The sequence below is a fragment of the Gillisia sp. Hel1_33_143 genome, assembly GCF_900104765.1.
Classification (GTDB): Bacteria; Bacteroidota; Bacteroidia; order Flavobacteriales; family Flavobacteriaceae; genus Gillisia.
Map to the genome: position 1 here is coordinate 2336624 of NZ_LT629737.1, position 21586 is coordinate 2358209.

Below are 21586 nucleotides of genomic sequence, written 5' to 3' on the forward strand. Positions count from 1 at the left end.
GATTTATAATTGAAGTTCTTATTCTTCTATACCTACCATTGTCATCTCAAAAATAAGATCTGTATTTGGAGGAATAATTCCACCAGCTCCTCTGGCTCCGTAACCCAAGTGCGATGGGATATAGATAATAGCTTTATCTCCAACTTTTAATTGTTGAATACCTTCTTTAAATCCTGGAATAACTGGAGCATCGGGACCATACGGAATTACCATTGGGTTATATCCAACCTGGTCTTTACGTTGTTGATTAAATACACCACCTTCTACAGCAACTTCTTCAATACTTGTATCAAACAAAGTTCCATCTGCAAAATATCCTGCATAATCAATTTTTACTTTATCTCCAGCTTTTGGTTGTGCACCATCACCTTTTTCCAAGAAATGGATCTTAAGACCACTCTCTAATTCTTTAGTGTCTGTTTCTTTAAGGGCAGAAAATCTATCAGCATTAGATCTCTTAGAAGCAGCTTTCATTTTCTCTATTCTTTCTTCTTCTTCCTTTACTTTAGATAGTTTTTCTTCAAAAAGTTTAGCTGCTTCAAAATTCTTAGCATCCTTACCTTTTCTAATGATCTTTACATTCTCTATTAAAACATCTTGTAAAGGCTTGTCTCCAGGACCTGTTTTTACAGAACCAATGCTATCTACAACAGTCATTCCTTCCAAAACTTTACCAAATACAGTATGTTTTCCTGTTAACCATGGAGTTGCAGCCAAAGTAACGAAGAACTGACTTCCGTTTGTACCAGCACCTGCATTAGCCATTGCTAATAGACCTTTTTCTTCAAGTTTTAAAGTATCTACAATTTCATCTGGAAATCTATATCCTGGGTCACCACTTCCTGTACCTTGAGGATCTCCACCCTGAATCATAAAATCTCTTATTACACGGTGAAAGATCAAACCATCATAGAATTTCTTTCCTTGATAAGCGCTATCTACCATTTTATGGCTTTTGCCTTCAGCAAGAGAAACAAAGTTAGCAACGGTTATTGGTGTCTCCTTATAATATAATTCTGCTAAGAAAGTACCTTGGTTAGTATTGAATTCTGCATACATCCCGTCTGCTAGATCCGGATAATCCTCTTTGCAGCTAGTAAAGCTTAGAAGAATGGTACAAATAAATAGAATGCTTAATTTTTTCATATTAATTATTAGAGTTTGAATTGGTATTTAAATCGTTTTCTGTAGTTATAGAGTTTAAACTCACTTTTGTAATAATGGGAATATTGGTTCCTATTTTATGCTTATCGCCATAATAACCAAAGGCTTTATGAGATGGAAAGATAAATGTTACAACCTCTCCTTCTTTCATTAATTTTAAACCTTCTCTAAGTCCGCCAAAAAGCTCTTCTTTATCTATAGCATATCTTTTTGTAGGAAGTTCTCCTTCATCATATATCACATTTTCATTAAGATCGTTAATAGTATAATCGAACTTAACAACATCGCCAAATTCAGGAGTTTTAATATTTAAGGTATCTGTAGTTTGCTTATTGTAATAATACCAAAATCCATTCGCCGACGCTATATATTCCTTAATAGAATCTTGTTGGATCATTTTTTCAATAACAGCTTCCTCTTTGGCAACTAGTTCTTTATTTCTGGCTATAGATTGATCTATAAAAGAACCAGAATTTTGAGTTACAGGTCTTCGGGCTTCAGGAGATTTACATGCTCCAAAGCTTATAACTGTTAGAATCAATAATATAAATCTTATTCTCATCCTTTTAATTGCTCTGAGTATTTGTTCAATACACTGTTAAATTTTATGACGGTATCTTCCAGAGAAAGATCACTTTTTCCTCCAGCGGCATTAACATGCCCGCCTCCTTCAAAATGAGCTCTAGAAAAATCGTTTACAGAAAAACTTCCTTTAGATCTTAAGCTCATTTTAATGATTCCATCTGCTTTATGTTCTATAAAAATAGCTGCAAAAATAATACCTTCTAAAGCTAACCCGTAGTTTACAAAACCTTCTGTATCTCCTTTTTTAAAGTTATTGGTATCTAACTCTTCTTGTGAAAGGGTGATATATGCCGTTCTAAGTTCTTTATTAACTCTTAAATTCTGAAGAGCCACTCCTAATAACTGCATTCGGTTTGCAGAATAGGTGTCATAAATCATTTGATGGATTAGGGTGTTATCTGCACCTTTATCTATAAGAGCTGCAATTACCCTGTGGGTTGTACTGGTAGTAGATCTAAATCTAAAAGAACCAGTATCTGTCATTATTCCCGTGTACAGGCATGTGGCAATTTCTGGGGTTATACTTTTTACAGCTCTTAATTTTTCTATGAATTGATATACCATCTGGCAGGTAGAGCTCATAGTAGTATCGCTGTAAATATGATCTGCATAATCTGCAGGTTCTGGATGATGATCTATCATTATAAAGGTAGCTTCTGCTTCCTCTAAGGTGGTATGCATATCTCCTGCTCTAGAAAGTACATTAAAATCTAAAGTAAATATAATGTCTGCTTCTAAGATCAATTTTTTACAATCTTCCTGACACTTTTCAAAATTTAAAATGTTTTCTTGCCCCGGAAGCCACTTCAAAAAGTCTGGATAATCATTAGGTGCTATTACATTTACAAAATGTCCTTTCCCCTTTAAAAAGTGATATAAGCCAAGGCTAGAGCCAATGGCATCTCCATCAGGACCTTTGTGCGGCACAATTACAATATTGTTCGCTGTAGAGAGTTCTGAGGTAATTTCTAAAATACTTTGTTCTATCATAATAAGGGGTAAATATACAATTTTTATAATCCTGTAGTATACAGCACTATTATCTTGATATGCTAAATCTGAAGACAAATGAAATGAAATTATAGGTTTTTTCGCTTATATCTTCAGTTGAAAATTTCTACTTTATTAAGAATTAGAATATAATCTTAAAAATTATAAAGGGTGTAGCTCATTATTAAATTATGGTATTTGTTATAAATTTTAAAAAAGCTTGCATAAAGGTTTGAATTGCTTATTTTTGCAAAAAAATTAAAAACAAAGAAATGGCAAATAATAGAACATTTACAATGCTAAAACCCGATGCAGTTGAAAAAGGGTACATCGGTGGGATCCTAGAACAGATTAATGCTTCAGGCTTTAGAATTGTAGCAATGAAGATGACTCAAATGACTCGTAAAGATGCGGAGACTTTTTACGCAATCCATAATGAGCGTCCATTCTTTGGAGAATTGGTAGAGTATATGACACAAGGACCAATTGTGGCGGCTATCTTAGAAAAAGAAAATGCAGTAGAAGATTTCAGAACTCTTATTGGAGCAACAAATCCAGAAGAAGCAGCAGAAGGAACTATTAGAAAAAAATATGCAGCATCTATCGCAGAGAATGCAGTTCACGGAAGTGATAGTGATGATAATGCAGCTATTGAGTCTGCTTTTCATTTCTCAGGAAGAGAGATGTTTTAGTAAGAACTTACCTTATACCAAAAAAGGCCGTCCAATTTGGACGGCCTTTTTTATTTAAGTCTATTCGTTTTTTAACGCAATATCAATTTATTGATAAGTTCTTTGCCAAGTTCTTCATTGAGTAATCTAATGATCCTTTCCTTTCCATAACTTAACTCTTCTCGTAAAACCGATGAACTTAACTGAACATAAAGTGTATTTCCATCTAATTTAATAGAGGTAGTATATTTTTCTATAGCCGGACCCATTTGAGCATTCCAAACATCTTTGGCATTTACCTTGTCTAATCCTTTTTGCAACTTGTTTGATGAAACAAAGCTTTGCAAAGCATCACTTAATTTCATATTTTCATTATTCCTCTTTTTCATTGTCATCTTTTAAAAGTGGTGTATATCTATTGTAATTATAAATAATGCCTCTACTATTCTTAAGGCTTAATTTTTTATCGCTGGCTTTTAAAACCTGTTCTTTCCAAGAATCAAATGGTGTAGAATAATACAAGGTTAATTCACCATCTTCTATTACAGCTTTAACTTCTTCACTTGTTTTTGGATTTACCTTATAAGAGCCATCAAATTGAGGCGTTACTTTTTTTCTGAATCCTGAACCATCTGCAATTTCGAAATAATCTATATGTTCACTAATACTGAAATCTCTAATAGAATCTTTCGAAAATTGTACTTGATCTATTTCCCAATACCCGTTAAGATGCTTTAATTGTTCTTTAGGATCTTCAGTATTACATGCTATGGTTAATAACGCTAGTAAGAAGAATGAAGCCTTTTTCATAATTTAAATATTTTGTAAGATTGATTGCTTTCTTTTACAACTTTCTCTGTTCTATCTGCATGGGTATCACTTATAAATATTTGACCTAGCTCATTTTCTGCAACTAGCGCTACAATTTGAGCCACCCGCTGTTCATCTAATTTATCAAAGATATCATCTAAAAGTAAAATAGGATTGGCTTTGCTTATGTTTTTAATAAAATCAAATTGAGCTAATTTTAAAGCGATTAAAAATGATTTTTGCTGGCCTTGAGATCCAAATTTCTTGATAGGATATTCTGCAATTTCAAAACTGAGATCATCTTTATGCAAACCAACACTGGTATATTGTAATGCCATGTCTTTTTGAAGATTATCTTCTAAGAGTTTTGCAAGAGGAGTTTCAAATAACTTGCTAGCATATGCTATAGATACTTTCTCTTTATCATTAGTGATCTCTGAATATCGATTATTAAAGATGGGAATAAACTCTTTTAAAAATTCTTTTCTCTTATTAAAAATCTTATTTCCTAGATTGCACATTTGGGCGTTATAGATCTCTAGTGTATCTCTATCAAATTTAGAATTGGCAGCAAAAAATTTTAATAGCGCATTTCTTTGCGCTACTACTTTACTATATTGTATCAATGCATTTAAATAATCTTGGTCACTCTGGGAAATAACCCCATCTATAAATTTTCTGCGTGTTTCGCTACCTTCAAGAATAAGATCTCTATCTCCGGGAGAGATCATAACTGCAGGAATAAAGCCAATATGTTCACTAAACTTTTCGTAGGGTTTATTATTGCGCTTAATCACCTTTTTCTGTCCGCGTTTGGCGCTTACCAGTACATGCTCCTCTCTATCATTCTTATCTAAAGTACCTTCAATCACAAAAAAATCGCTATTGTGATTGATATTCTGACTGGTAATTGGGTTGAAATAACTCTTGCCAAAAGAGAGGTGGTATATACTATCCAGAACGTTAGTCTTACCGACACCATTATGACCTACCAAACAATTTATTTTAGAATCGAAATCGAAAGAAGCGGAGTCAAAATTCTTATAATTAACTAAGGAGAGGGATTTCAAAAACATAAAACGCTGTAATTCAGCTATTTAAAATTTATAATCTTTTAAGTAAAGGTAATAGAATAGGGATGAAAATATTACAAAATAAGAAATATTTTCCCTTTAAAATATGAATAAAAATTTTATTTTTGCCACTCATTAAACCTAATTTATGGCGACTTACAAGAAAAAAGGGCATAAACCAACTACCCAAGAAGAGAAAACTCATGTAGCTGAAGAACATTCAACAACTGCGGAGGTATTTAATAGTCTTGACGAAGGGGCAAGTAAAACAGAAGAATGGGTAGCTGGCAATCAAAAGATCATCTACGTTATTGTAGGGTTAGCTATTGTAATAGTATTAGGATACTTAGGGTATGAGCGTTTTATTCATACTCCAAAAGAAAATGAGGCATCTAACGAAATGTTTCAGGCACAAGAATATTTTGACGCGGCTTTAGCAAGTTCTGGAGCTCAAAGCGACTCTTTATACAACATGGCCTTAAACGGTGGTGAAGGAAAATACGGGTTCTTAGATGTTATTGACAATTACGGAAGTACTTCTTCTGGAAATCTGGCTAATTACTATGCTGGTTTTTCTTATTTAAACACTAATAAATACCAAGAAGCTATAGATCATCTTGAAGACTTTAAAAGTGATGATGAGATCTTAGCACCATTAGCAACAGGTGGAATAGGAGATGCATTTATGCAACTAGAACAGCCTGAAGAAGCGCTAAATTATTATGATAAAGCGGCTTCTATGAGATCTAATGATTTTACAGCACCAAGATTTTTATTAAAAGCAGCTATCACTTCAATTCAATTAGGAAAAGGAGAAAAAGCATCAGAATATCTTAATAAAATTAAAGATGAATACGCAAATACTCCAGAAGCAGGACAAGTTGCAATTTATCTAGGTCGCGCTGAAGCGATGAAATAAGCTAAACTATGGCTACACAAGGTAAAAACCTTTCAGATTATAATAAAGATACAGTTCCGAACGCGAAAGAATTTCGCTTCGGAATTGTTGTTTCTGAATGGAATGAAGAAATTACAGAAGGACTCTTTAATGGAGCTTTTCAAGCTCTTAAAGAGAACGGAGTGTTAAATGAGAACATTGTAAGATGGAATGTTCCAGGAAGTTTTGAGCTTATCTACGGTTGCAAGAAAATGCAGGAAAGCTATGATATGCTAGATGCAGTTATTGCCATTGGTAGTGTAATAGAAGGAGAAACTAAACATTTTGATTTTGTTTGTCAGGGAGTAAGTCAGGGAATAAAAGACTTGAATGTTCTTAATGACATTCCGGTTATCTTTTGCGTTCTTACAGATCAAAACATGCAGCAGGCTATAGACAGGTCTGGTGGAAAGCACGGTAACAAAGGTGCTGAAGCGGGAATTACGGCTATTAAAATGGCACAGTTACGTAAAGACGCTAGATTCTAATAAGATCTATACATTAGCCATTATTGCTGTTTCAATTATTTTACTTGATCAAGCTTTATTTTCTAAAGCTTTTTAAGTAAATTTGAACATCCATAAAGCAAAGTATTTTGAAGGTTAGTATTACCAAATTAAGAAAGAACACCCGGTATAATTACACTCCACGTTATTATAAAGGTAAGGATGAAGGTAATATATACGAGTTTGATTCAAAATTCAATAAATATAAAAATCTTACCAATTCTATAGATTTTGGTTCTCATTGGGCTGAGGCTCGAACTAATAGTAGAACTCGTGGAAATCGCGAGATCAATAAAAGAGTTATCTACATTATAATTGTACTAATCTTGATCTTCTTATGGATCATAGACTTCGATTTATCCATTTTTAGGAATTAAGCTTTCATGAAAGATGTTATCCATCTGCTACCAGATCATGTAGCCAATCAAATTGCTGCAGGTGAAGTGGTTCAAAGACCTGCGTCTGTAATTAAAGAATTACTAGAGAATTCTATAGATGCGGGAGCAAAAAATATTCAAGTTTTTATAAAAGAGGCAGGTAAAATTCTTATCCAGATCGTAGATGATGGTGTAGGGATGAGTATTACCGATGCCAGATTAAGTTTTGAGCGTCATGCCACCTCAAAGATTACTTCTGCTCAAGATCTTTTTAGCCTTAATACCAAAGGGTTTAGGGGAGAAGCTTTGGCATCTATAGCGGCTATTGCTCACGTAGAACTTAAGACCAAAAGAGATCAGGACGAAATAGGAACCTGTATTAAAATTGAAGGTAGTGAGATTATCTCTCAGGAAGCTTGTGTTACTAAGGCCGGAACTTCTATTAGTGTAAAGAACTTATTTTATAATATTCCCGCCAGAAGAAATTTTTTAAAATCTGATGCCGTAGAAACTCGTCACATTATAGACGAATTTCAAAGGGTATCTTTAGCACATCCACATATCGCTTTTTCTCTAGTTCACAATTCTGGCGAATTATTTCAATTGCCAGAAACCAATTATCGTCAACGCATTACCAATATACTGGGAGGTAAAACCAACGAGAAATTGGTGCCGGTAAATGAGGAGACAGAAATTCTGACGATCTCAGGGTTTGTAGGTAAGCCGGAATATGCAAAGCGCACTCGTGGAGAACAATTCTTCTTTGTAAATGATAGATTTATTAAAAGTCCATATTTAAATCATGCTGTTACTGCTGCATTTGAGGGGCTTTTGAAAGATAAGGCATATCCTAGTTATTTTTTATATCTAAAAGTAGATCCTAAAAGTATCGATATCAATATTCATCCAACCAAAACTGAAATTAAGTTTGACGATGAACATGCATTATATGCCATCTTAAGAAGTGCTATAAAGCATAGTTTAGGACAATTTAATGTAGCACCAGTTTTAGATTTTGAAAGAGATCCTTCTATGGACACTCCTTATAATTACGAAAACAGGCCTGCATCTACGCCACAAGTGGAGGTAGATAGAAATTTTAATCCCTTTAAAAACGATTCCTCTTTTAGCGGGAATTCTGTTACTTCTTTTAGAAATAATTTTAAAAAGGAATCTACAGCAGGATGGGAGAGCCTATATACAGGCTTACAATCTGAATCTTCTAATATGAATTTAGATGCTGATGTGAAAGCTATAGAATTTGAGAGTGAAGAAGTAACAGGGAATCTCTTTGGTGCTCAGAAAGTTGAAAAGACTCAGAATTCTACTTTTCAGCTTAATAAAAAGTTTATCATTAGCACGCTTAAAAATGGAATGCTCGTAATAGATCAACATAGAGCGCATACCAGAATATTGTATGAAGAGTTGTTAAAGAGCATTACAGTTTCTGCAGCACTAAGTCAGCAATTATTATTTCCTTTAGTTCTAAGATTTAGTAGTAATGAAATTGAACTGCTTAAAGGTATTATGGACGCTTTAGAGCAAACGGGATTTATCTTTTCTGAAGTTAAAGTAGATTCTGTAGAGATAACAGGGATTCCAACAACAGTCTCTGAAAGTGAGGTGGAAATGTTATTAGAACAGCTTATTTCTGATTTTGAAAATGAAGTGCCGGAAAACAATTTTTCTCAAACAGATCTCCTTGCGAAATCACTTGCGAAAAGCATGGCAGTTAAATCTGGGAATTTATTAAATGATACAGAGCAGTTGCATATTGTAAATGGATTATTTGCTTGTAAAGAGCCAAGCTTAACTCCATTTAACAAGCCTGTTTTTATTACCTTGCCGGTTGAAGAACTAGAAAAAAAATTCATGTAGATGGGAAGAATAACAGATACGGTTAAAGCACTTATAATTGCAAATGTTCTATTTTTTGTAGGTACAATGATCCTTGGTGATTATGCCTATCAATTATTTTCATTATGGTTCTTTAAAAATGAAAATTTTCAAATTTGGCAGATTTTAACTCACATGTTCATGCATGGTGGGTTTATGCATATTTTGTTCAACATGTATGCACTGTGGGCTTTTGGAAGTCCTATAGAACAACGACTTGGTCAGAAGAAATTCCTTTTCTTTTATTTTTCTTGTGGGATAGGTGCAGCTTTAATTCACAGCCTCGTTAATTATTATCAGGTAGAAAGCGCTTACACTGCCTTAGTGAACGCAGGGTTGAATTCTATAGAAATTCAAAATATCTTAGATACTGGGCAATTTCCTAATGCCATTCTTAATTCTGTCTCACGAGATACAGTAGAAAGTATGTACACGGCTTACAATACTCCCGCAGTAGGGGCTTCTGGAGCCATTTACGGTGTTTTAGTTGCATTCGGAATGTTGTTTCCTAACGTAGAACTATTCCTTATTTTTGTGCCGGTTCCAATTAAAGCTAAATATTTTATTCCTGTACTTATAGCTATAGATCTATTTTCAGGAGTTACCGGATATTCTTTATTTGGAGGTGGAATTGCACATTTTGCCCATGTTGGAGGTGCATTATTTGGATTTATCATGATGTATTACTGGAAAAAGAATCAATTCAATCAAAACAGGTGGGATTAAATGACAACTAAAGAAAAAATTAAATATAAGTTTCAAACGGCCAATGTGGTAGAAAAGCTCATTGCTATCAATGTGCTGGTATTTATTTTATTTTTTCTTGTTCAGACTATCGCTTTCTTATTTAAGATCCCATCAGATTTTTTAATGAGTTGGTTAGTCTTTCCAAAAGATCCTGGTGAGTTTCTCTTCAAACCTTGGTCTATAATTACATATTCATTTTTGCATTCGGGAATTTGGCATATTTTGTCTAATATGCTTATTCTATATTATTCCGGCACCTATTTTTTAAGCTATTTCTCTTCCAAAAAACTACTCACTGTATATTTTTTAGGGGTGATTTTTGGTGCTTTAATATATATGCTAAGTTATAATCTGTTTCCTGCATTTGAGGCAACAGGTAAATCATATTTAATTGGAGCTTCTGCCGGCGTGATGGCGGTATTGGTAGCTATAGCAACCCATATTCCAGATCTTAAGATCAGATTGATGTTCATTGGAGCGATAAAATTTTGGTATATCGCAGCATTCTTAGTGGTTTTAGATGTGATCCAAATCCCATTTGGAAATGCCGGAGGACATTTTGCGCATCTTGGAGGCGCCTTATTAGGTTTTTTATATGCGAAACAACTGGCAAAAGGTAATGATATAGGTGCTGGCTTTGAAAAAGGTATAGAATGGTTCTTATCATTGTTTGAATCTAAAAATAATAAGAAGCCAAAGATGAGAACGGTTTATAAAAAGCCGCAAACTTCTACTTCTAAAACACAGATTAAAAAGAATATTAGCAAAGATGAGAAACAGCAAAAAATAGATTCTATCCTAGATAAGATTAGTAAGAGTGGTTATGATAGTCTTACTAAACAGGAAAAGGACTTTTTGTTTCACGCAGGAAAAGAGAATTAAATGAAGAAACTAGGTGTTTTAGATAAGGTTATATTCATTTTAAATTTAATAGCTGCCTTTGCGCTATTGCTTTCTTTTTTGCTCCCTTATGTGCCCCCTAGATCTTTTCCGTTACTTTCGGTCTTAAGCTTGGCCGTGCCTATTCTAATCTTAACCAACATTATATTTTTAATATTTTGGGCTATCAGGTTTAAGAGACAGTTCTTATTATCATTGTTCGTTCTTATTTTAGGTTACAAGTATGTGTTCGCATGGGTTCAATTTTCAGAAGAGAATTATGCAGGAAGTGCTTCTGAGCTAGTATTGATGAGTTATAACGTACGGATGTTCAATTCTTATAAGTGGACGGAACAAAAAAACATCCCCGAGAAAATTTCAGAATTCATTAAAGAAAAGGCCCCGGATATTTTAACTACCCAGGAGCACGCAATTAATGTGTCTAATGTAAAGGAGTTATTTCCATATCAATACATTGTTTTAAAGGAAAAAGCATCAGAATTTGGTTCTGGAATATTTTCTAAATTTCCAATGATCAATAAGGGTTCTGTAGATTTTCCAGAAGACGGAAATAATAATGCTATTTATGTAGATGTTGTAAAAAGTGAAGATACTTTACGCGTCTTTAATGTACATTTCCAGTCGTTGAACATTCAGCCGGCAATTTCAGATCTTCAGAAGGAAGATTCTAAGAAGTTGATAGGAAGAATAGGCTACGGTTTTTCGCTTCAGCAAAACCAGGCGGAGATGCTTATAGCTGCTATAGAAAGTTCTCCTTATAGAACTATTGTAATGGGCGATTTTAATAATACTGCCTTCTCCTACATTTATCAAAAAATTAAGGCAGACAAATTTAACGATGCATTTTTAGAGGTAGGAAGTGGTTTTGGAAAGTCTTTTGATCTTAATTATTTTCCTTTAAGGATTGACTTTGCATTGATAGATAAAGCGCTAAAGATTAATTCTTTTGAAGTGTTCCCTGTTGAGTATTCAGATCACTTTCCAATTGTAACCAAGATAGAACTATAAGTATACTACTGTAAAGACTCCAGATAATCTAAAGTATTTGGGCCCTCATTAAATAGAAGGTCTACAATACATAAATTGGATATAAAACCATGTTTTTCATCAAATACCTGAGTATAAGCCGGTAATACATGATCTTTTTTGGCATTGATAAGTTCACGCTTATCTAAAACTCCTTCAGGTGATATTTGATACGCTGTTGTTTTATTATAATTAAGCTCTAACTGCAGGCACTCTTCTAAAGCTTCTAAACAAGCATAATTAAAATCTATTAAGTACTTGTACTCTTTTTGATAAAGCGGCGCTAGATCATCTTCATAGTATTCAAAGAAAGGGGAGGTCTTATAGGCAGATTGCAAGGATTTCCAATGCTGCTTCTGCCATTTATATTCTTTCTCGATCCTAACTTCCTTATACTTTTGATGCTGTTTTACACCTGGAGTATGCAAATGCTTTATTGGAATATTCAAAGTTAACTTCCCATTAGCTCCGTAGATATTTATACGATTGCGATAGGTTTGCTTTTGATAGTTGTCTTCATTTTCAACGTAGATCGAACCAGATCTCAGCATTTCTCTAAATTGCACAATAGAGCCAAAATAGGGGAGATGAACTAGAATATCTTGCATAAATTATAAGTTGATCTAAGCGTCTCTTCTTTTCTTGAAATAACTAAAACCAAGACCAATTGCTACTATAATGGCGGCATATGGTAAATAAGAAACAGGATCTGAATCTCCTTTAACGGTAGTAAATAATCTATTCCAACGAATCTTATCTAACCCACTAGCGTTAGTGTCCCAACTCATCCATATAAATACAGGTTTTCCAACCACATGATTAAAGGGTACATATCCAAAATAACGGCTATCTAAGCTGTTGTGGCGGTTATCTCCCATCATCCAGTAATAATCCTGCTGAAAGGTATAAGAATTTGTAGGAGTACCGTTTAATAGTACCTGCGTTCCATTTGTGGACAGTTTATTGGTAATTCCCATTTCAGAACCTTCATATACTTCAATAATTCTTTTATATAATGGTAGGGTTTTTATAGTAAGGGGAGTAGTAGTTCCTGCTTTTGGAATGAAAATAGGTCCGAAGTTATCTTGATTCCAATTATTATCTTCGCTTTGAGGGAACACAGAGCGATCTTTATTACCTGCAGGATTAATGACTCTTTGTACGCTGGCTACATTGGGATCGTTCTTAAATTTCTCAAATTCTCCATCTGTTAGATTTATCCAAAATGTATTGCTGTTTTGATCATATCGATATGGATCTGTAACTCCATATAATTGATACATAACGCGTGGATTTAAAGGCTGATCTTTGGTTTTTCCAATATAAGAAGTTTGTAATCTTGCTCTTCCCGGTAGGTTTAAGGGCTTGGAATTTATAAATACTTTCCCGTCTTTGATCTGTAGCGAATCTCCTGCTACACCAACAGCTCTTTTTACATAATTTGTTTTCTTATCTATAGGCTTATAGTAGTACTTATCTGTAGTGGTCATGTATCTCATAGTATCTACTGGCCAGTTGAAAACAACAATATCTGATCGCTCTATATCTTCAAATCCGGGAAATCTGAAATAAGGGATTTGAGGTTTAGAGAGGTATGATTTAGTATTTACAAATGGTAAAGTATCGTGAACCATGGGAAAAGCAACTGCCGTCATAGGGGTTCTGGCACCGTAATGAAATTTACTTACAAATAGAAAATCTCCAACCAATAACGTTTTTTCCAATGAAGAAGTTGGAATGGTAAAGGGTTGAATTAAATAAGTATGAACAATTGTTGCAGCAATAACAGCAAATAGTATAGAGCTTATCCATTCTCCTGTGCTGGTCTTAGGCTGAAGACTTCTTTCCTCAATATAAGTAACATCTTCAATATAGTTTATGTAGTATATATAGAATCCTAGGGTAGCAATTACAAGAACAGTATCTAGCGTAGAGTTCTTTCCAAAGCTTCTAATGGTTTCTACCCAAATAACCGGGAACATAATTAGATTTACAATAGGCACAAATAAAAGAATTGTCCACCACCAAGGCCTGTTAATGATCTTCATTAGAACTACAGCATTGTATACCGGTATTGCCGCTTCCCAGGCTTTTCTTCCTGCTTTAACGTATAGTTTCCATGTTCCTAAAAAATGAATAACCTGAACTATCAGGAAAAATATAAACCATTGTGTAAATGTCATAATCTAAATACTTTACTGGTATTAGTGTAATTTTAATTTGAACCGTTACAGTTAAACTAACTTAAACTTGAAAGTACGTCTTTCATGGAATGAACTCCCTTTTTGCCATTCAACCATTCAGCCGCAATTACGGCACCTAAGGCAAAACCTTTTCTAGAATGTGCAGTATGTTTTATTTCTATAGAATCTATAATAGAATTGTAAGCTATGGTATGAGTTCCAGGCACTTCATCTATTCTCTTCGCGGTAATAGGAATTTCATTGGCTCCTGCTTCATCTAGTTTCCATCCACTTTTGGAAGAATGTTCAATGATCTTTTCTGCTAGAGTTATAGCTGTCCCGCTAGGAGCGTCTAGCTTATGCGTATGGTGAACTTCTTCTATTTCTACTTTATAATCAGAAAAAGGACTCATCATTTTTGCTAATTTTTGATTTAATTCAAAAAATAGATTTACACCAATACTAAAATTTGAAGCGTATAAAAATGCAGAATTTTCTTCATTACAGATCTTCACAGCTTCTTCGTATTTTGTTAACCAACCGGTAGTACCGCTCACCACAGGAACTTGATGTCTCATGCAAGTGGTTATATTGTTATAGGCAGCCGTAGGTACGCTAAAATCTATTGCAACATCTACCTTGCTAAAATCATAATTTTTAATATCTTCTTTGATCTTGTAAACTATTTCATGACCTCTTTCCTCAGCAATACCTTCAATGGTCTTCCCCATTTTTCCGTAGCCTAAAAGTGCGATTCTCATATCTAAAAGTTGTAATTTAATGATAATAGGTAGCCTGTTTTACCTGAAATTCTATCATAGTTCATTGTAGGCTTAAAAGAAAGGTCTTCGCTTACATTAAACTGTTGTAAGTGTGCATCTACGTTAGCATCTATTATGTTTAAGGCATATATACCTACTGTTACCAATAAAGAAATTTCTTTATTACGCTGGTAGACTTTTTGAGCTCTTATTAAACCGTCATTGGTTACTCGTTGCGTACCATCTTCCCTCGAGAATTCATCGTCTGTAAAACCTGCTAATCTACGCTTATAGGCATCTCGATACCGGTCATATTGTTTATCATTGTCTAAATAGAAATAAATTCCGATCCCTAGTCCAGCGTAAGCTATAGGAATTTTCCAATATTTTCCATTATAGGCCTGCCCTAAACCTGGTAATACGGCAGAGTAAAAAGCAGCCTTAGCAGGTGCTAAAGGATTATATTCTTTATACTCTTCTTTTTTATCTTTTTGAACAATAGGTTCTTTGATGGTATTAGCAACAGAAAGTGAGTCTTCCTGAGCTGCAAGAAAATTAAACGCTAGTAAAAGCGAGAGTAGCGAAAGTAATTTCTTAAGCTTCACCCTGAATTAATTTTTTAAGTCGGTTAAAATCTTCTTCGGAAGTAAAAGGTATTATTAATTTCCCTTTTCCTTTGGCGGCAACCTTCACGTCTACTTTAGCGCCAAGATAATCGGAGAATTCTTTAATTCCTTTTTTGAATTCCTGTGGAAGTGGTTTCGCTTTTGGAGTGGGTTTTTCTATAGAGTTTCCACTAAGTTCACGCACCAATTTTTCGGTATCTCTTACAGACAAAGATTTCTCTAAGATCTTCTCGTAAATGTCTAATTGTAGTTGTGGATCTTCAATATTTATCAAGGCTCTTCCATGCCCCATAGATAGAAATCCATCTCTCATTCCGGTTTGAATGATAGGGTCTAACTTTAATAATCTCAAGTAGTTAGCAATAGTAGATCTATTCTTTCCAACACGCTCGCTTAATTGCTCTTGGGTAAGATTGATCTCATCTATCAATCTCTGATATGAAAGTGAAATTTCTATAGGATCAAGATCTTGACGTTGGATATTTTCTACCAAGGCCATCTCCAAAGATTCCTGATCGTTCGCTATTCTAATGTAAGCAGGAACTGTTTCAAGTCCAATTAATTTAGAAGCCCTGAATCTTCGTTCTCCTGAAACTAATTGATATTTATTAAACTCTAATTTTCTTACCGTTATTGGTTGAATTACCCCTAATTCTTTAATAGAAGAAGCTAATTCTCTAAGAGAATCTTCATTAAAGCTGGTTCTAGGCTGAAATGGGTTTACTTCTATAGAAGTTAGTTCCAATTCTACAATATGCCCTACCAGTTTATCTGCATTCTTATCTTCTGCAGATTTTATATCTTGTTCAGGATCTTTCAGTAATGCTGAAAGGCCTCTTCCTAACGCTTGTTTTTTAGTAGCTTTCGCCATCTTCTACATGTTTTTCTTTATGATTTCATGGGCAAGGCTCAAATAATTATTTGCTCCTTTGCTACCAGCGTCATAATTGATAATACTTTCCCCGTAACTTGGTGCTTCACTTAAACGTACATTTCGCTGGATGATTGTAGTGAAAACCATTTCATTAAAATGTTTCTGCACTTCATCTACTACTTGATTTGATAGTCTAAGTCGAGAGTCGTACATAGTTAACAATAAGCCCTCTATATCTAATTCTTTATTGTGAATTTTTTGAACACTTTTAATAGTGTTCAATAGTTTGCCCAACCCTTCTAATGCAAAATATTCACACTGAATTGGAATGATCACCGAATCTGAAGCGGTAAGTGCATTTAAAGTTAGCAGTCCTAAAGAAGGAGCACAGTCAATAAATATATAGTCATAACTCTCTTTTAGGTGAGTAATAGCTTTTTTAAGCATATATTCACGCTCGTCCTGATCTACAAGTTCTATTTCTATAGCAACAAGATCTATGTGAGAAGGAATGATATCTAAATTAGGAGAACTGGTTTTAATAATAGCTTCTTCCGCTTTGATAGAATGTTCCAAAAGTTGGTAGGTTCCAAATTCTACCTGTTCTACATCAATACCTAATCCAGAAGTAGCATTCGCTTGTGGGTCGGCATCAATTAACAATACCTTTTTTTCAAGAACCCCAAGAGAGGCTGCTAAGTTAACAGAGGTGGTAGTTTTGCCAACACCTCCTTTTTGATTTGCAATAGCAATGATTTTACCCATTAAATATCTTCAATTTATGAGGGGTAAAAATACAATTTATTACAGCTATATAAAATGATTTTGTTAACAGCTTATACAGTTTCGTAATATTCTGGATTTTTACAATGTAACGAATCTCGTTATCAGTTATTTATTTACTTTTCTTAGCGCGGATCATTGCTTCCAGCTGATCCCACATTTCTTCCGGGATGGCTTCCAATAAATTGAACTGTCCTGCACCTTTCAGCCATTCGCCGCCATCTATAGTTACAACTTCACCATTTATATAGGCAGAAAAGTCTGAAACCAAGTATGCAGCTAGATTAGCCAATTCCTGATGCTCTCCAACACGTTTTAACGGCACTTTTTTAGCAAGATCGAACTTCTCTTTTAAGTCTCCAGGCAGTAATCTATCCCAAGCTCCTTTAGTTGGGAAAGGTCCTGGAGCAATAGCGTTAGATCTAATACCATATTTCGCCCATTCTACCGCTAAAGAACGTGTCATGGCTAAAACTCCTGCTTTAGCAGTTGCACTTGGAACTACATATGCAGAACCCGTCCATGCGTAAGTAGTAACGATGTTAAGTATAGTTTTATTCTCCTCTTTATTGTCTATCCAATGCTTTCCGAAGGCTAGTGTGCAGTTTTTACTTCCTTTAAGAACTATGTCTATAATGGTATCGAAAGCATGAGCGCTCAAACGTTCTGTGGGCGAGATAAAGTTTCCAGCTGCATTGTTTAAAAGTACATCTACAGATCCAAATTCATCTACAGAGGCTTTTACCATAGCTTCAACCTCTTCATAATTACGAACATCACATTGTACAGGTAAAACCTTTCCCTTAGTTTGAGATCTCATCTCTTCTGCAGTATTTTTTAGTTTTTCCAGGTCTCGTGAAGTAATTACCACATTGGCTCCAAGTTCAAGAAAATAGGTGCTCATAGCTTTACCTAATCCGCTACCTCCGCCGGTTACAACAATGGTTTTGCCTTTTAAAGCGTCATCTCTCAGCATTTTTTTTGTAAAATCCATATTTATAAGTTTTAGTGGCAAGTCTGGTTAGGCCTTGCGCTAATTGGTTGATTGTATTAAATTGAAGAGGAATATAAATTATTCTTCTTCTATAAGAATTTCTAATAATTGAATTGCTGCTTCGCTAATTTTCGTACCCGGCCCAAATACAGCAACTGCTCCTGCATCGAATAAAAACTGATAATCTTGAGAAGGAATTACCCCTCCAACTATTACCATGATATCTTCTCTGTCGTGTTTTTTTAGTTCTTCAATTACTTGAGGTACTAAAGTCTTATGTCCTGCAGCTAAAGAAGATACGCCTAAAATGTGAACGTCATTTTCTATAGCTTGCTTCGCAGCTTCTGCAGGGGTTTGGAATAGCGGCCCGATATCCACATCAAAACCAAGATCTGCATAACCGGTTGCTACCACTTTAGCGCCACGATCATGACCGTCTTGTCCCATTTTGGCTACCATTATTCTTGGACGTCTACCATCTTGCTCAGCAAACTTATTGGCAAGCTCTCTTGCTTTTTTAAAGGACTCGTTGTCTTTCATCTCTTTAGAATAAACTCCGCTAAAAGATTGAATTTTGGCTTTATATCTGCCATATACTTTTTCTAGGGCATCACTTATTTCACCTAAAGTGGCTCTTTCTCTAGATGCTTCTACTGCTAAAGCTAATAAATTTCCATTTTCTTTTTCAGCAGCATCGGTTAAAGCTTCTAAGGCTTTATTTACTTTCTCTGAATTTCGATCTTCTCGAATTTGTTTTAATCTATCAACTTGCTGAATTCTTACCGTTTGGTTGTCTACTTCAAGTGTAACCAATGGGTCTTCCTTTTCAAGTCTGTATTTGTTATTACCTACAATAATATCGGTTTCGCTATCTATTCTGGCTTGTTTGGTAGCTGCAGCTTCTTCAATTCTCAATTTAGGAATTCCAGCTTCAATGGCCTTGGTCATTCCACCAAGTTCTTCCACTTCTTCTATAAGTTTCCAGGCTTTTTGAGCAATATCGTTAGTTAGACTTTCAACATAAAAACTTCCAGCCCAGGGATCTACTGTTTTAGTGATCTTGGTTTCTTGCTGAAGAAATAACTGAGTATTTCTTGCAATACGTGCAGAGAAATCTGTAGGTAAAGCAATAGCTTCATCTAAGGCATTGGTGTGTAAACTTTGAGTTCCTCCAAAGGCTGCCGCAGCTGCTTCAATGCAGGTTCTGGCAACGTTGTTAAAAGGATCTTGCTCTGTTAAACTCCATCCGCTGGTTTGTGAATGCGTTCTAAGTGCTAAAGATTTTTCGTTTTTTGGGTTGAATTGTTTTACCAATTTCGACCATAACATACGCGCAGCTCTCATTTTGGCGATCTCCATAAAATGGTTCATTCCAATTCCCCAGAAAAAAGAAAGACGAGGAGCAAAGCTGTCTATATCCATTCCGGCTTCTAATCCTTTTCTGATATATTCCAATCCATCCGCAAGGGTATAAGCAAGTTCAATGTCACAAGTTGCACCGGCCTCTTGCATATGGTATCCGGAGATACTAATACTATTGAATTTTGGCATGTTTTGAGAAGTGTACTCAAAAATGTCTGAAATGATCTTCATAGAAGGAGTAGGTGGGTAGATATAAGTATTACGCACCATAAATTCTTTTAGAATATCATTTTGAATGGTTCCTGAAAGGTCTTTTCTATCTACACCTTGTTCTTCTGCCGCCACTATATAAAAGGCCATGATAGGAAGTACCGCTCCATTCATAGTCATAGATACAGACATTTTATCTAATGGGATCTGATCGAATAAGATTTTCATATCTTCCACAGAATCTATGGCAACACCTGCTTTTCCAACATCTCCTACCACGCGTTCATGATCGCTATCATAACCTCTATGCGTAGGAAGATCAAAAGCTACTGAAAGTCCTTTTTGCCCTGCAGCTAAATTTCTTCTATAAAAAGCATTGCTTTCTTCTGCGGTAGAAAAACCTGCGTATTGGCGAATGGTCCAAGGTCTGCTCACATACATGGTGCTATAAGGTCCTCTTAAGAAAGGAGGAATTCCTGCAGCAAAATTTAAATGCTCTGCATTTTCTATATCCATTGCGGAATAGGTCGGTTTTAAATCGATCTCTTCTGCGGTTTTAAAAACTTTAGAGTTATCAGAATTTTTAGTTTCGCTAGAAACCGAACTCTTTAAAGTGATATTTTGAAGATTTTTTCTAGGCATTGCTTGTAAATTCTTCTAGCTGAAAAATATCAGCAGTTATATTTTAATAGTATTTCGTGACTGAAATTACTCTTTTTCTAATCGCTCTTGTTCAGATCTTTCTGATAATCTTCTCTCTAAAATTGGAGAGATCAAGGTTTTTCTAGGATTCATCTTCAAAAATGGAAACAATTCTAAATCCGCCTTCATTTTATCTTCAGGATTCTCATATTTGTTGGTGCCTATCAGCACTAATTCACCTTTGTCAAATTTCTCTTGCTCCAATTTAGCACTTTCAGCTATTTTTCTTTGAATGATCCCTTCCTTCAATTCTTTTAAAAATCCACCTCCAGCTTCAATTTCTTTAAATATTTCCAAGGCTTTTTCTGCAAATTGCTGAGTCAAACTTTCTATATAATAAGCTCCTTCTGCAGCGTTGGAAACTTTATCAAAATAGCTTTCAGTCTTTAAAATAAGTAACTGATTTCTAGCTATTCTATCTCCAAACTCATTATTCTTATGATAAATTGCATCATAAGGCATATTGTAGACAGCATCTGCACCTCCAAGTACAGCGCTCATTGTCTGTGTGGTGGTTCTAAGTAGGTTTACATTAAAATCGTATAAGGTCTTGTCTCGTTTTGTAGGTTGAGCCAATACATAACATTTTTCATTGATACCATATTCTGAAGCCAAGCTGGCATATAAAATACGAAGTGCTCTGATCTTGGCGATCTCAAAGAAATAATTGGTTCCGGAAGCCACAATAAAATCGATCTCCAGATCTTTATTTTCTGAAAAATGATTTAGGTATTCATTTGCATGAGCTAGAGCATAAGCCAATTCTTGTGGAATAGTGGCACCTGCATTTTGGTATAAACCAGAATCTACGCTCAGCACTGATTTAAAATCAGCTGATTTTGATACGATCTTAGATAAGATTTCGTGATCTTTTTTAAGATCAAAGTACCAATTCCCCGAACGGGCAAAATTTCCAACAATATCAATATGAAGTCTTATTTGATGATCTGTACCGCTTATAAAAGTAAGCAACTCCTCAAAAGTGCTCTCTGGTAAAAACTCAAAATTTAAGTAGATAGGAGTATCTTTAAGAGAGATATCTTTGAATAACTTCTGAAAATCTGTCTTCTCAGAAGAAATGATAAACCATAAACTTTCGGCACCTTTGGTAAGTACTTCAAGAGCCCTTTTATTACTTTTTTCTTCTGAAACCACGAAGATCTTTTCACAGATCTGCCAATTCTTTGGAGAATTTATACTGAATGTTTTTTCAACATCTTCAGCATTATAAAATGGTTTTATATGAATGCCATCTCTACTTTTAAAAACAAGCTTCTCGTTATAATCTGCTCCTTTTAAATCAACTTGGATCTTTTGCTTCCATTGTTTGGCAGAAACCTCTTCAAATTCCTGAAATAAAGGCTGACTCATTGTTTAGTTTTTTTAAGATTAGGCAAAATGTAAAAAAC

The 21586-nt window shown here is 34.8% G+C and carries 23 protein-coding genes; 8 read left to right on the forward strand and 15 right to left on the reverse strand.

What is annotated here, in order from left to right:
- Nucleotides 1-18 precede the first annotated feature (18 nt).
- From BLT84_RS10780 to BLT84_RS10790, 3 genes are read right to left on the reverse strand one after another with little or no spacing between them, the layout of a single operon-like run.
- The gene (locus BLT84_RS10780; protein ID WP_091265540.1) at nt 19-1146 is read right to left on the reverse strand and encodes a peptidylprolyl isomerase; all 1128 of its coding nucleotides are present in this window, start codon (nt 1144-1146) and stop codon (nt 19-21) included.
- Nucleotide 1147: 1 nt separating this feature from the next.
- Nucleotides 1148-1726 carry a gliding motility-associated peptidyl-prolyl isomerase GldI gene (gene gldI / locus BLT84_RS10785; RefSeq protein WP_091265543.1) on the reverse strand — a complete coding sequence of 193 codons (579 nt, stop codon included), beginning with the start codon at nt 1724-1726 and terminating at the stop codon, nt 1148-1150.
- Nucleotides 1723-2739 carry a DHH family phosphoesterase gene (locus BLT84_RS10790; protein ID WP_091265546.1) on the reverse strand — a complete coding sequence of 339 codons (1017 nt, stop codon included), beginning with the start codon at nt 2737-2739 and terminating at the stop codon, nt 1723-1725. Before BLT84_RS10790 ends, gldI begins: the two co-directional genes overlap by 4 nt.
- Nucleotides 2740-3011: 272 nt before the next feature.
- On the opposite strand from BLT84_RS10790, the gene BLT84_RS10795 reads away from it, so the two are divergent.
- The gene (locus BLT84_RS10795) at nt 3012-3431 is read left to right on the forward strand and encodes a nucleoside-diphosphate kinase (protein ID WP_034891540.1); all 420 of its coding nucleotides are present in this window, start codon (nt 3012-3014) and stop codon (nt 3429-3431) included.
- 71 nt (nt 3432-3502) lie between these two features.
- Here BLT84_RS10795 and BLT84_RS10800 read toward each other — a convergent pair whose 3' ends face one another.
- The 3 genes from BLT84_RS10800 to recF are packed head-to-tail and all read right to left on the reverse strand — an operon-like array spanning nt 3503 to nt 5296.
- On the reverse strand, nt 3503-3799 hold the full coding sequence (locus tag BLT84_RS10800) for a DUF721 domain-containing protein (RefSeq protein WP_034891543.1): 297 nt from the start codon (nt 3797-3799) through the stop codon (nt 3503-3505).
- Nucleotides 3783-4220, reverse strand: coding sequence for a lipocalin family protein (locus BLT84_RS10805; protein WP_091265549.1), 438 nt, complete (start codon nt 4218-4220; stop codon nt 3783-3785). The genes BLT84_RS10800 and BLT84_RS10805 overlap by 17 nt, the downstream gene beginning before the upstream one ends.
- Nucleotides 4217-5296 carry a DNA replication/repair protein RecF gene (gene recF / locus BLT84_RS10810; RefSeq protein WP_091265557.1) on the reverse strand — a complete coding sequence of 360 codons (1080 nt, stop codon included), beginning with the start codon at nt 5294-5296 and terminating at the stop codon, nt 4217-4219. Before recF ends, BLT84_RS10805 begins: the two co-directional genes overlap by 4 nt.
- Before the next feature lie 145 nt (nt 5297-5441).
- Here recF and BLT84_RS10815 point away from each other — a divergent pair, with 145 nt between their 5' ends.
- The 7 genes from BLT84_RS10815 to BLT84_RS10845 all read left to right on the forward strand — a co-directional run bounded on the left by BLT84_RS10815 (nt 5442) and on the right by BLT84_RS10845 (nt 11664).
- Nucleotides 5442-6212 (forward strand): tetratricopeptide repeat protein, encoded by a 771-nt coding sequence (locus BLT84_RS10815; protein WP_034891552.1) that lies wholly within the window; start codon nt 5442-5444, stop codon nt 6210-6212.
- A gap of 8 nt (nt 6213-6220) precedes the next feature.
- On the forward strand, nt 6221-6718 hold the full coding sequence (ribH, locus tag BLT84_RS10820) for a 6,7-dimethyl-8-ribityllumazine synthase (RefSeq protein WP_034891555.1): 498 nt from the start codon (nt 6221-6223) through the stop codon (nt 6716-6718).
- Nucleotides 6719-6825: 107 nt separating this feature from the next.
- On the forward strand, nt 6826-7113 hold the full coding sequence (locus BLT84_RS10825; protein ID WP_172822452.1) for a hypothetical protein: 288 nt from the start codon (nt 6826-6828) through the stop codon (nt 7111-7113).
- A gap of 6 nt (nt 7114-7119) precedes the next feature.
- Nucleotides 7120-8991, forward strand: coding sequence for a DNA mismatch repair endonuclease MutL (gene mutL / locus BLT84_RS10830; protein WP_091265560.1), 1872 nt, complete (start codon nt 7120-7122; stop codon nt 8989-8991).
- Nucleotides 8992-9735, forward strand: coding sequence for a rhomboid family intramembrane serine protease (locus BLT84_RS10835; protein ID WP_091265563.1), 744 nt, complete (start codon nt 8992-8994; stop codon nt 9733-9735).
- Nucleotides 9736-10638 carry a rhomboid family intramembrane serine protease gene (locus tag BLT84_RS10840; RefSeq protein ID WP_091265566.1) on the forward strand — a complete coding sequence of 301 codons (903 nt, stop codon included), beginning with the start codon at nt 9736-9738 and terminating at the stop codon, nt 10636-10638. It abuts the gene before it with no gap.
- Nucleotides 10639-11664 carry an endonuclease/exonuclease/phosphatase family protein gene (locus BLT84_RS10845; RefSeq protein WP_091265568.1) on the forward strand — a complete coding sequence of 342 codons (1026 nt, stop codon included), beginning with the start codon at nt 10639-10641 and terminating at the stop codon, nt 11662-11664.
- Between the two features lie 5 nt (nt 11665-11669).
- Here the strand turns inward: BLT84_RS10845 and BLT84_RS10850 are convergent, their stop codons facing one another.
- From BLT84_RS10850 to BLT84_RS10890, 9 genes are all read right to left on the reverse strand, one after another.
- Nucleotides 11670-12290: a WbqC family protein gene (locus tag BLT84_RS10850; protein ID WP_091265570.1), complete on the reverse strand. Its 621-nt coding sequence runs from the start codon at nt 12288-12290 to the stop codon at nt 11670-11672.
- A gap of 15 nt (nt 12291-12305) precedes the next feature.
- Entirely contained in the window at nt 12306-13865 is a 1560-nt protein-coding gene (gene lepB, locus BLT84_RS10855; protein ID WP_091265573.1) for a signal peptidase I, read from the reverse strand.
- Nucleotides 13866-13921: 56 nt separating this feature from the next.
- Nucleotides 13922-14626, reverse strand: a complete 705-nt coding sequence (gene dapB / locus BLT84_RS10860) for a 4-hydroxy-tetrahydrodipicolinate reductase (protein WP_091265577.1) — start codon at nt 14624-14626, stop codon at nt 13922-13924.
- 2 nt (nt 14627-14628) lie between these two features.
- Nucleotides 14629-15231 (reverse strand): DUF5683 domain-containing protein, encoded by a 603-nt coding sequence (locus BLT84_RS10865; RefSeq protein ID WP_034891582.1) that lies wholly within the window; start codon nt 15229-15231, stop codon nt 14629-14631.
- Nucleotides 15221-16123, reverse strand: a complete 903-nt coding sequence (locus BLT84_RS10870; RefSeq protein WP_091265582.1) for a ParB/RepB/Spo0J family partition protein — start codon at nt 16121-16123, stop codon at nt 15221-15223. The genes BLT84_RS10865 and BLT84_RS10870 overlap by 11 nt, the downstream gene beginning before the upstream one ends.
- Nucleotides 16124-16126: 3 nt before the next feature.
- The gene (locus BLT84_RS10875) at nt 16127-16891 is read right to left on the reverse strand and encodes a ParA family protein (RefSeq protein WP_091265584.1); all 765 of its coding nucleotides are present in this window, start codon (nt 16889-16891) and stop codon (nt 16127-16129) included.
- 130 nt (nt 16892-17021) lie between these two features.
- Nucleotides 17022-17903, reverse strand: a complete 882-nt coding sequence (locus tag BLT84_RS10880) for an SDR family oxidoreductase (RefSeq protein ID WP_091265588.1) — start codon at nt 17901-17903, stop codon at nt 17022-17024.
- Nucleotides 17904-17981: 78 nt separating this feature from the next.
- Entirely contained in the window at nt 17982-20117 is a 2136-nt protein-coding gene (gene scpA, locus BLT84_RS10885; RefSeq protein ID WP_091265591.1) for a methylmalonyl-CoA mutase, read from the reverse strand.
- A 66-nt stretch (nt 20118-20183) separates the two neighbouring features.
- A complete protein-coding gene (locus tag BLT84_RS10890) occupies nt 20184-21548 on the reverse strand; it encodes a methylmalonyl-CoA mutase subunit beta (RefSeq protein ID WP_091265594.1) in 1365 nt (454 codons plus the stop codon).
- Nucleotides 21549-21586 lie beyond the last annotated feature (38 nt).

What these genes read in the sequence shown, in the direction of transcription:
- BLT84_RS10890 (WP_091265594.1), bottom strand. Translation starts at nt 21,548, where the DNA reads ATGAGTCAGCCTTTATTTCAGGAATTTGAAGAGGTTTCTGCCAAACAA.
- BLT84_RS10795 (WP_034891540.1), top strand. Translation starts at nt 3,012, where the DNA reads ATGGCAAATAATAGAACATTTACAATGCTAAAACCCGATGCAGTTGAA.
- recF (WP_091265557.1), bottom strand. Translation starts at nt 5,296, where the DNA reads ATGTTTTTGAAATCCCTCTCCTTAGTTAATTATAAGAATTTTGACTCC.
- ribH (WP_034891555.1), top strand. Translation starts at nt 6,221, where the DNA reads ATGGCTACACAAGGTAAAAACCTTTCAGATTATAATAAAGATACAGTT.
- BLT84_RS10850 (WP_091265570.1), bottom strand. Translation starts at nt 12,290, where the DNA reads ATGCAAGATATTCTAGTTCATCTCCCCTATTTTGGCTCTATTGTGCAA.
- BLT84_RS10805 (WP_091265549.1), bottom strand. Translation starts at nt 4,220, where the DNA reads ATGAAAAAGGCTTCATTCTTCTTACTAGCGTTATTAACCATAGCATGT.
- BLT84_RS10880 (WP_091265588.1), bottom strand. Translation starts at nt 17,903, where the DNA reads ATGGATTTTACAAAAAAAATGCTGAGAGATGACGCTTTAAAAGGCAAA.
- BLT84_RS10780 (WP_091265540.1), bottom strand. Translation starts at nt 1,146, where the DNA reads ATGAAAAAATTAAGCATTCTATTTATTTGTACCATTCTTCTAAGCTTT.
- lepB (WP_091265573.1), bottom strand. Translation starts at nt 13,865, where the DNA reads ATGACATTTACACAATGGTTTATATTTTTCCTGATAGTTCAGGTTATT.
- mutL (WP_091265560.1), top strand. Translation starts at nt 7,120, where the DNA reads ATGAAAGATGTTATCCATCTGCTACCAGATCATGTAGCCAATCAAATT.
- gldI (WP_091265543.1), bottom strand. Translation starts at nt 1,726, where the DNA reads ATGAGAATAAGATTTATATTATTGATTCTAACAGTTATAAGCTTTGGA.
- BLT84_RS10815 (WP_034891552.1), top strand. Translation starts at nt 5,442, where the DNA reads ATGGCGACTTACAAGAAAAAAGGGCATAAACCAACTACCCAAGAAGAG.
- BLT84_RS10835 (WP_091265563.1), top strand. Translation starts at nt 8,992, where the DNA reads ATGGGAAGAATAACAGATACGGTTAAAGCACTTATAATTGCAAATGTT.
- BLT84_RS10845 (WP_091265568.1), top strand. Translation starts at nt 10,639, where the DNA reads ATGAAGAAACTAGGTGTTTTAGATAAGGTTATATTCATTTTAAATTTA.
- BLT84_RS10840 (WP_091265566.1), top strand. Translation starts at nt 9,736, where the DNA reads ATGACAACTAAAGAAAAAATTAAATATAAGTTTCAAACGGCCAATGTG.
- dapB (WP_091265577.1), bottom strand. Translation starts at nt 14,626, where the DNA reads ATGAGAATCGCACTTTTAGGCTACGGAAAAATGGGGAAGACCATTGAA.
- BLT84_RS10800 (WP_034891543.1), bottom strand. Translation starts at nt 3,799, where the DNA reads ATGAAAAAGAGGAATAATGAAAATATGAAATTAAGTGATGCTTTGCAA.
- BLT84_RS10875 (WP_091265584.1), bottom strand. Translation starts at nt 16,891, where the DNA reads ATGGGTAAAATCATTGCTATTGCAAATCAAAAAGGAGGTGTTGGCAAA.
- BLT84_RS10790 (WP_091265546.1), bottom strand. Translation starts at nt 2,739, where the DNA reads ATGATAGAACAAAGTATTTTAGAAATTACCTCAGAACTCTCTACAGCG.
- scpA (WP_091265591.1), bottom strand. Translation starts at nt 20,117, where the DNA reads ATGCCTAGAAAAAATCTTCAAAATATCACTTTAAAGAGTTCGGTTTCT.
- BLT84_RS10870 (WP_091265582.1), bottom strand. Translation starts at nt 16,123, where the DNA reads ATGGCGAAAGCTACTAAAAAACAAGCGTTAGGAAGAGGCCTTTCAGCA.